The 7,827-nt window shown below is 59.7% G+C and carries 11 protein-coding genes; 4 read left to right on the plus strand and 7 right to left on the minus strand.

Annotated features, from left to right (window positions below; translation table 11 throughout):
* The 7 genes from RI563_RS11460 to RI563_RS11490 form a co-directional block, all read right to left on the minus strand.
* On the minus strand, positions 1 to 1,090 hold a 1,090-nt coding region (locus tag RI563_RS11460; protein WP_310694517.1), incomplete at its 3' end, for a complex I subunit 5 family protein.
* Entirely contained in the window at positions 1,087 to 2,553 is a 1,467-nt protein-coding gene (locus RI563_RS11465) for a complex I subunit 5 family protein (protein ID WP_310694518.1), read from the minus strand. The genes RI563_RS11460 and RI563_RS11465, both read right to left, overlap by 4 nt.
* 9 nt (positions 2,554 to 2,562) lie before the next feature.
* Positions 2,563 to 2,874 (minus strand): NADH-quinone oxidoreductase subunit K, encoded by a 312-nt coding sequence (locus RI563_RS11470; protein ID WP_310694519.1) that lies wholly within the window; start codon positions 2,872 to 2,874, stop codon positions 2,563 to 2,565.
* Entirely contained in the window at positions 2,867 to 3,826 is a 960-nt protein-coding gene (locus RI563_RS11475) for a hydrogenase subunit MbhD domain-containing protein (RefSeq protein WP_310694520.1), read from the minus strand. Before RI563_RS11475 ends, RI563_RS11470 begins: the two co-directional genes overlap by 8 nt.
* Positions 3,814 to 4,110 carry a monovalent cation/H(+) antiporter subunit G gene (gene mnhG / locus RI563_RS11480; protein ID WP_310694521.1) on the minus strand — a complete coding sequence of 99 codons (297 nt, stop codon included), beginning with the start codon at positions 4,108 to 4,110 and terminating at the stop codon, positions 3,814 to 3,816. Before mnhG ends, RI563_RS11475 begins: the two co-directional genes overlap by 13 nt.
* Positions 4,100 to 4,354, minus strand: a complete 255-nt coding sequence (locus tag RI563_RS11485; protein WP_310694522.1) for a monovalent cation/H+ antiporter complex subunit F — start codon at positions 4,352 to 4,354, stop codon at positions 4,100 to 4,102. Before RI563_RS11485 ends, mnhG begins: the two co-directional genes overlap by 11 nt.
* 81 nt (positions 4,355 to 4,435) lie before the next feature.
* Positions 4,436 to 4,948 (minus strand): Na+/H+ antiporter subunit E, encoded by a 513-nt coding sequence (locus RI563_RS11490; protein ID WP_310694523.1) that lies wholly within the window; start codon positions 4,946 to 4,948, stop codon positions 4,436 to 4,438.
* Between the two features lie 221 nt (positions 4,949 to 5,169).
* On the opposite strand from RI563_RS11490, the gene RI563_RS11495 reads away from it, so the two are divergent.
* From RI563_RS11495 to RI563_RS11510, 4 genes are all read left to right on the plus strand, one after another.
* A complete protein-coding gene (locus RI563_RS11495; protein ID WP_310694524.1) occupies positions 5,170 to 5,769 on the plus strand; it encodes an N-acetylmuramoyl-L-alanine amidase in 600 nt (199 codons plus the stop codon).
* A gap of 70 nt (positions 5,770 to 5,839) precedes the next feature.
* Positions 5,840 to 6,517: a haloacid dehalogenase type II gene (locus tag RI563_RS11500; protein WP_310694525.1), complete on the plus strand. Its 678-nt coding sequence runs from the start codon at positions 5,840 to 5,842 to the stop codon at positions 6,515 to 6,517.
* A complete protein-coding gene (locus RI563_RS11505) occupies positions 6,510 to 6,686 on the plus strand; it encodes an acetyltransferase (RefSeq protein ID WP_310694526.1) in 177 nt (58 codons plus the stop codon). Before RI563_RS11500 ends, RI563_RS11505 begins: the two co-directional genes overlap by 8 nt.
* A 32-nt stretch (positions 6,687 to 6,718) precedes the next feature.
* Positions 6,719 to 7,827, plus strand: a 1,109-nt coding sequence (locus RI563_RS11510) for a sodium:proton antiporter (RefSeq protein WP_310694527.1), incomplete at its 3' end; no start/stop codon positions are given.

Below are 7,827 nucleotides of genomic sequence, written 5' to 3' on the forward strand. Positions count from 1 at the left end.
TGATCTTGTGAATCCCCAGTGTCTCGGCCAGGTTGCCGGCGCAAAAGAACAGCGTGACCTTCATCAGCCCCTGATGGACCAGGTGCACCAGCCCGCCGACGATTGCCAGTGGCCCGAGAATCGTGACCCCCAGCGCGATATAGGAGACCTGGCTAACCGTGGAGAACGCCAGCCGACGTTTCAGATCATCCTGAGACAGGGCACGCAGGGAACCATAGAGTATGGTGATCGCCGCCAGCACCATCAGCGGTGTGGTGACCCCCAGCTCGGCGGCGAACTCAATACCGAAGATTTCATACAGCACCAGCACGATACCAAACGCGCCGGCCTTGACCACGGCGACGGCATGCAGCAGGGCACTGACCGGTGCCGGGGCCACCATCGCCTGCGGTAACCAGCTGTGAAACGGCACCAGGGCGGCCTTGACCCCCAGCCCGGCAATCAATAACACAAATATCATGATCAGGGCCGGACTCGACTGCCCCTGCAGGCTGTCGCCCAGCCCGCCGAGGGTGAAAGTCACATCGCCGGTCAAACTGTAGAGCCAGACGGTCCCGATCAACAGCAAGACGCCGCCACCGAGGGTATAGGCCAGATAAACCTGACCGGCCCGGCGCGCAGTTTCGCTCCCCCGATGGACCACCAGCGGATAGGTGGCGAGTGTTAACAGTTCATAAAACAACAAAAAGGTCAGCAGGTTACCGGATAACGCCACGCCGGCCGTCGCCGCCACGCAAAGACTGAAAAAGCCGAAAAAGCGACTGCGATGGGGCGAGCCTTCCAGGTAACCGATGGCGTAGATCGTTGTCAGTAACCACAATACGCTCGACAGGGTAACGAACAACAATGATATCGGATCGACCCGCAATACCAGATCGATACCGGGGACCAGCGGCAGCTCGCTCTGATAATGCTGCCCCCGGAACACGCCCAGCAACATGACAATCACCAGTGCCAGTTTGACCACGGCGCCGGTCAGATTGAGTGTGCTGCGCAATCCCGTCCGCTGTTCAGGCAGGGCAAAAATGATCAACCCCACCAGCATCGAGGTGGCGATAATCAGTACAGGCAGGACGGCGGGCAGGTTCATCCCGGACCTCCGACAAGTTGCACTGGATTACCAATCGCCAGCACGTCCAGCACGTATGTCGTCAGCAAGCCGAGCAACACGGCGGCAAAGGCCAGTAGCAATGCCGGCCAGCCCCGGCGCAGGGCGATGATCGGTGGCGTATGGGACAATTCACTGCCGGGCGTAAAGGCATGCCCGAGCACCCGGAAAACATAGGCCGCCGCCAGCAAACCGCCGATGATCAGCACAGCGAGCATCTCCCAGCGTCCCTGCTCGAAGGCCGCCTGCAGTAACAACCACTTGGCGGTAAACCCGCCGCTGGGTGGCAGGCCCATGATGCTAACCCCGGCCAGGCCGAAGGCCGCCACCGACAGCGGCAGGCGTTGTGCCAGACAACCCAGATCGGCAATGCGATCGTGGCGAGCAAAGTGCAGCAGATTACCGGCAGCGAGGAACATGGCGGCTTTGGCCAGTGCATGCGATAACACCAGCATCAACACCGCACCCCACACCAGCGTTGAATTGCTGGCCACCGCCAGCGCAAATCCGACAAACAGATAACCGACCTGCGCCACGGTTGAATAGGCGATTAACAGTTTCAAACGTTGTTGTCGCAGGGCCTGGACCGAGCCCCACAGGATGGCCAGCGCCCCAAGCGCGCCGGCGATCGCCACCAACGCGCCAGCGGTAAACGGCGCGAAGATCTCGAACCACAAACGCAACAACATATAAAAGGTCGCCTTGATCACCAGCGCCGAGAGAATCGCGCTGACCGGTGCCGGCGCGCTGGCATGCGCCGAAGGCAACCAGAAATGCAACGGGAACAACGCGGTTTTGAGCATCAGCCCGGCGAACATCAGGCCGGCAGCAAGCCACAGGGCCGGGACAGGTTCTGCCCGCTCGCCCAGCAGTGTGATATCCAGCGCACCGAACTGGTGATAAAGAAACGCCACGCCAAGCAGGTAGACCACCGACCCGAGCAGACTGGCCAGCAGATAGCGCATGGCACCGGCCAGCGCGTCGGGTTCATCCCCCAGGGCGGTCAGTGCCACGGCCGACAGGCTCATCAACTCCAGCGTGACATAGAGATTGAAAATATCGCCCGATAAAAACAGCGCATTCAGGGCGCCAAGCAGCATTAGCCATAAAGGCCAGAAATGACGTATCTGCGGCAAAGCGAAATAGTCGCTGGCATGCACACTGACAGCCACAAACACCGCCGCGCTGATCCCCAGCATTAACAGACTCAGGCCATCCGCCTGCAATACGATACCCAGTGGCGCGCCCCAGCCGCCCACGGCATGTTGCACGGACGCCTCGCCCAGCAGCTGATTCCCCAACAGCAAAACCGCAGCCGCGGAAATGACGACACTGATCAGGCCGATGAAACGGACCCAACCGGGGACGAGAAACCCGAGCAGGGCCCCGAACAACGGCACGATCACGGGCAAAAGGATCCAGTTGCTGTTCAGCACAGCCTCCATGCGATGTCCCTATTCCCCGCTATCATCGTGCAACTGCGTCTGGCCTGTCGCACTGTGGAGTTTGAGCATCAGAACCAGCGCCAGCGCCGTGGCGGAGACCGCGACCACAATACCGGTGATGACCATCGCCTGCAGAACCGGGTCCGCCGCTGCAGGTTCGCCGCTGTGGCGAGCGAGGGCAACCAGCAGCAGAAACACGCCACTGCTCATCACATTGATGGCCAGAATCTTGCGCAGCAGATGGGCATGCACGATCAGCGCATACAGTCCCAGGACAAACAGGCCCGCGCCGGTGAGGGAATAGATGAAAAAGCTATTCATCCGGCTGCCCCGGCTCGGGATTCCCGCCCATGAACAGGGCAACGAGTATCGCGCCGATCGACAGGGTGGCGGTCGCTTCGATCAGCAAAATCCATCCCCCGGCCTGCGCCAGCGGGTATCGCAACAGTCGACCTTCCAGTAACAGGCTGATCAGCGCAAGACAAAGAAACAACAGCGGCCCCACGGCCAGTAACAGCCGCAACGGCCAGCGGGTAAACCGGGCCGGCAGGCGCCAGCCCGACAACAACAAAAGAATCCCGCCCGCTGCCAGCACCGCGCCGGCCTGGAACGCCCCGCCGGGCGCACTCGCGCCCAGCCATAACAGGTATGACGCCACCAACACCAGCACCGGGGCCAGCAGGCGAGACAGCACATCCAGCACTGCCCCGGTGGCCGCTTCGGCCTGACTATGGCACTGGCCCAGCGACCAGACACCCAGCAGGGCCAGCAGCAGAACCAGCAACTCCAACAAAGTATCGTAACCGCGAAAATTGAGCAGCACCGCCGTCACCGGGTGGCTGACGCCGCTGTTCGCCAGTTGTTCGCTGACCGCCTGACGCAAACCCGGCGTATCGAGAGGCAGGTGGTACAGGGTATAGGCCAGCGCAATGAACAATCCTGCAGCCAGCAGTGCTACCAGCCCCGAGGCGGGGCGACGCCGCGGGGGCGATGAGGTTTCATTGTTGCCCGTGGCCTGTTCATGAATCACCACATTCAGCCGGGCCATCGCCGCCAGCAACAGGGCACCGGTCACCCCGGCACCGATCGCCGCTTCGGCCAGGGCAATATCCGGTGCCGCCAGTCGCACCCAGACCAGGGCCAGCATCAGACCAAACGCCACGAACAGCACAATGGCCCGGAACAGGTTGTCGCTGGACAACGCCTGCCAGGCAAACCAGACGAGACCCAGCCCGAGCAGGCCATCGAACAACACCGACATCAGCGTTGCCATGGTGTGATGTCCCGTTGCAGGGCCCGGCGGGCGATCAGATGGGCAACACTGGCCCCGGCCAGCATGACCAGTAACCAGATCACAAGCAGCTTGCCCGCCACCAGCCAGGAGCCGGACTGGATTGCCAGCCCGGCCATGATGAACCCCAGTCCCAGGTTATCGGCCTTGGTCAGGGCATGCAGCCGGGTATAAACATCGGGAAAGCGCAACAGTCCGACCGTTCCGGCAAAAAAGAAGAATCCGCCGACAATCAATAACAACAACGCCAGATAATCAGTCAGCATCAGCGGAAGTTTCCTTCTCCGGCCAGGCACGGCGCACAAAGGCCACCGCGGTCACCGCAGCCAGCAGGGCAATGACCAGCGCGACATTGCGCAAACTTGCCTGTTCCTGTAACTGCGCCATCACCACCAGCATGGCGACCGTGGTGGTACCAAACAGTTGCGCCGCCAGCATGCGATCGGCCCCGGTGGGACCACGCATGATACGCCACAGTCCGGCGAGCAGATTGAGTAACAGAAATATCAACAAGAATCCGTAAAACAGCGCCACAAACCTGCCTCTTTGTTATTGAGTCACCACGTTTCGAGCTACCGTCTTTACTGGCACTTATCGGCGTTCACTGGTTATTGGAGTCAGCGCAAGTGAAAACAGTTCCATCACCCGGACTTCGAGGGTTTCCAGGCTGCGCGTGATATCACTGTTGCCATCCAGCGCATGCACCCGCAAAACATCGTTATCGATTTGCGCACTCAGGGTACCGGGCAACAAGGAGACCATATTCATCATCAACACCCGGGGCAAACCCCGGGGCAGTTTGAGGGAATAATCCACCAGCACGGGCGTGATCGGCAGCCGCGGATGCAGGGCCCGGCAGGCGACATCCAGCCCGCCGGCAAACGAATAACGCAGAAAAAAAGGAATAAAGCGCAGCAACGCCGAAATTCGGATCGCCATATGCGGGACCATGAACAGGCTGACCAGCGTCGCCAGCAACACTGCCGGTATCCCCACCCACCAGGCGCCGGGCTGACCCTCGGTCAACAGCCACCACAGCACGCCGAACAGTCCCACCCGTAACAACAACGAGAACAGCCGGTTAAGTGTGAGCTGGCCGGTCATCAGAAACCGCTCCTGTGTGACGTGTTGTGGCGTAATTACCGGTATTAATGTGCGGGTAACAGATCATGGTTTCGCTTTGAAACGGGTTGGCCAGCAAAACGGCTTGATGTCTGTCAGTCTAGCAAAATAAGCGACCGCGAACACCGGCAACGGAGATGACAACCGGCATTCGTCTCTGCTATGTATAACCCTGAAAACCTGCCCAACCACAGGGATGACCCATGATCGTTTTACTGGATAACGGCCACGGCGGGCTGATTGCCGGAGAGTACCAGACACCGGGTAAACGCTCGCCTGTCTGGGAAGATGGCTCGCAACTGTTCGAGGGCGAGTTCAACCGGGCGATTGTCAGCGGCATCGTGCAACAACTGACCCGGGAGACGATTCCCTATGTCGTCATCACGCCGGAATACCGGGATGTCACTCTGGAGACCCGGGTCAAACGTGCCAATCGTTATTTCGGCGACGAGCCCTGTTTTTTTCTGAGTATCCACGCCAACGCGGGTGGCGGTCGCGGTTTCGAAGTCTTCACCTCCCCCGGGGACACGCTCAGTGATCCCATCGCCACAATCGTGGGCGAGGAATATCAGCAAGTCTTTCCCGAGCGCCCTCTGCGCACCGATTACCGCGATGGCGATCTGGACAAGGAGCGGCGCTTTTACGTGCTCACCCGGACGCGTATGCCGGCGGTACTGACGGAAAACTTCTTCATGGACAACGAGGAAGAATGCCGCACGATCCTGATGAGCGAGGAAGGCCGGCAGCGGATTGTCGATTATCATGTCAACGCTATACGGCGTGTGCGGGATGAACTCTTTTAGCGACGCCAATGCGTGATGAGACGAATCACGGCTGCTATGCTTGTAATCCATTTTGATCGGTACGACTGCCATGCGCCCTGTACTCGCCTTTGATATTTACGGCACCCTGATCGATCCGCACGGCATCGTGCTGGAGCTGGATAAGCTGATCGGCAAACAGGCCCGCGAATTTTCCCGCCGCTGGCGTGACAAACAACTGGAATACACCTTTCGCCGTGGATTGATGCGTCAGTATGTCGATTTTTCGGTCTGTACCCGCCAGGCGCTGGACTACTGCGACACCACGTTTGGCGCGCAACTGAGCGACGCCGACAAACAGCACCTGATCCAGCACTATGGCCGTTTGCCCGCCTTTGCCGATGTCGGGCCTGCACTCGAAGCACTGCGCCACAACGGCATGCAAATGGTCGCCTTTTCCAACGGCACTGCCGGGGGCGTGCGTGATCTGCTGCAACAGGCCGACATTCTGGATTTTTTCAGCGATATCATCAGCGTGGATGAGATCGGCAGCTACAAACCGGATCCGGCGGTCTATCAGCATTGCCTGTCCCGGGCGGGGACAAAGGCCGAATCCTGCTGGCTGGTGTCGGCCAACCCCTTCGATATTCTCGGTGCCGCGGCAGTCAATATGCCGACCGCCTGGGTACGGCGCGATCCCGCCGTCACCTTTGACCCCTGGGAGATTCGCCCCACGGCCAGTATTGAACAACTCACCGATCTGATCAGCGTGGTACAGAACCATGAATGACAAACTCGCGCTCGCCGAACGGGTTCGCCAGGCCTGTTTACAACAGGCACTCGACGCCTGGGAACAGGCCGGGATCAGCGGCCTTTGTGGCGAAGGTCGCTGGGAGATCGCCATCGATGCGATCCGTCAGCTGGATGTTGCCAAACTGATCGAATCCCCGCAGGATTAGACAACGCTAACAACCGCGGCTGCCGATACCCCATGCACGAACATATTCTCATTGCCCTGGCCGGTATCGGCCTGATCGGTATCACCAGTCAGTGGTTATCCTGGTGGTTGAAACTGCCGGCCATTCTGTTTTTGCTGATCGGCGGGATCATTGCCGGACCAATTACCGGCTGGCTCGATCCCGATACGCTGTTCGGCGATCTGCTGTTTCCGTTCGTCTCGCTGGCTGTAGCCGTCATCCTGTTTGAAGGCAGTCTGACACTCAAGTTCGAACAGATCCGCGGACTGCAAAAGATCGTGATCAACCTGGTCTCGATCGGAATGCTGGTCACCTGGGCCGTCACGGCCATCGCCACTTACCTGTTACTCGATATTGGCTGGGAGCTGGCGCTGCTGTTCGGCGCCATCACGGTGGTCACCGGGCCGACCGTCATCATCCCTATGTTGCGCACCGTGCGCCCCAACAGTCGCCTGACCAATATTCTACGCTGGGAAGGGATTGTCATCGATCCAATCGGTGCCCTGCTGGCGGTTCTGGTGTTCAACTTTATTATTACCGGCCAGGGCAGCGATGCGCTGGGCTCCACCCTGATCGGTTTCGGTACAATCCTGCTGGTGGGCATCGCCATGGGAGCGGTGCCCGGCTATCTGCTGGGTCTGCTGTTGCGCCATCACCTGTTGCCAGAATACCTGCACAATCTGACCACCCTGATCCTGGTCTTTGCGGTTTTCGTCATTTCCAATTCGCTGTATCACGAATCCGGCCTGCTGGCCGTCACTGTGATGGGTCTGTGGCTGGCCAATATGAAGGGCGTGCATATCCATGACATTCTGTCGTTCAAGGAGAGTCTCAGCCTGCTGTTTATCTCCGGTCTGTTTGTTATTCTGGCGGCGCGGCTGGATCTCAATGCGCTCATCGAACTCGGCTGGCCGGCGCTGTTCGTCCTGCTGACCATTCAATTTATCGCCCGACCCCTCAAGGTACTGGTTTCCACCTTGCGTTCGAGTCTGAACTGGCGCGAACGCACCCTGCTGGCCTGGATCGGGCCGCGCGGTATCGTCGCCGCAGCGGTATCGGCGCTGTTTGCCCTGCGCCTGCAACAGGAAGGCATGAATGAGGCGGCATTACTGGTGCCGCTGAC

Source organism: Thiohalophilus sp. (genome assembly GCF_031581315.1).
Taxonomy (GTDB): domain Bacteria; phylum Pseudomonadota; class Gammaproteobacteria; order UBA6429; family Thiohalophilaceae; genus Thiohalophilus.

Bases quoted from the DNA above. Each gene is read 5' to 3' on its own strand.
- RI563_RS11500 (WP_310694525.1), top strand. From the start codon at position 5,840: ATGCGCCCTGTACTCGCCTTTGATATTTACGGCACCCTGATCGATCCG.
- RI563_RS11470 (WP_310694519.1), bottom strand. From the start codon at position 2,874: ATGAATAGCTTTTTCATCTATTCCCTCACCGGCGCGGGCCTGTTTGTC.
- mnhG (WP_310694521.1), bottom strand. From the start codon at position 4,110: ATGCTGACTGATTATCTGGCGTTGTTGTTATTGATTGTCGGCGGATTC.
- RI563_RS11475 (WP_310694520.1), bottom strand. From the start codon at position 3,826: ATGGCAACGCTGATGTCGGTGTTGTTCGATGGCCTGCTCGGGCTGGGT.
- RI563_RS11495 (WP_310694524.1), top strand. From the start codon at position 5,170: ATGATCGTTTTACTGGATAACGGCCACGGCGGGCTGATTGCCGGAGAG.
- RI563_RS11490 (WP_310694523.1), bottom strand. From the start codon at position 4,948: ATGACCGGCCAGCTCACACTTAACCGGCTGTTCTCGTTGTTGTTACGG.
- RI563_RS11505 (WP_310694526.1), top strand. From the start codon at position 6,510: ATGAATGACAAACTCGCGCTCGCCGAACGGGTTCGCCAGGCCTGTTTA.
- RI563_RS11465 (WP_310694518.1), bottom strand. From the start codon at position 2,553: ATGGAGGCTGTGCTGAACAGCAACTGGATCCTTTTGCCCGTGATCGTG.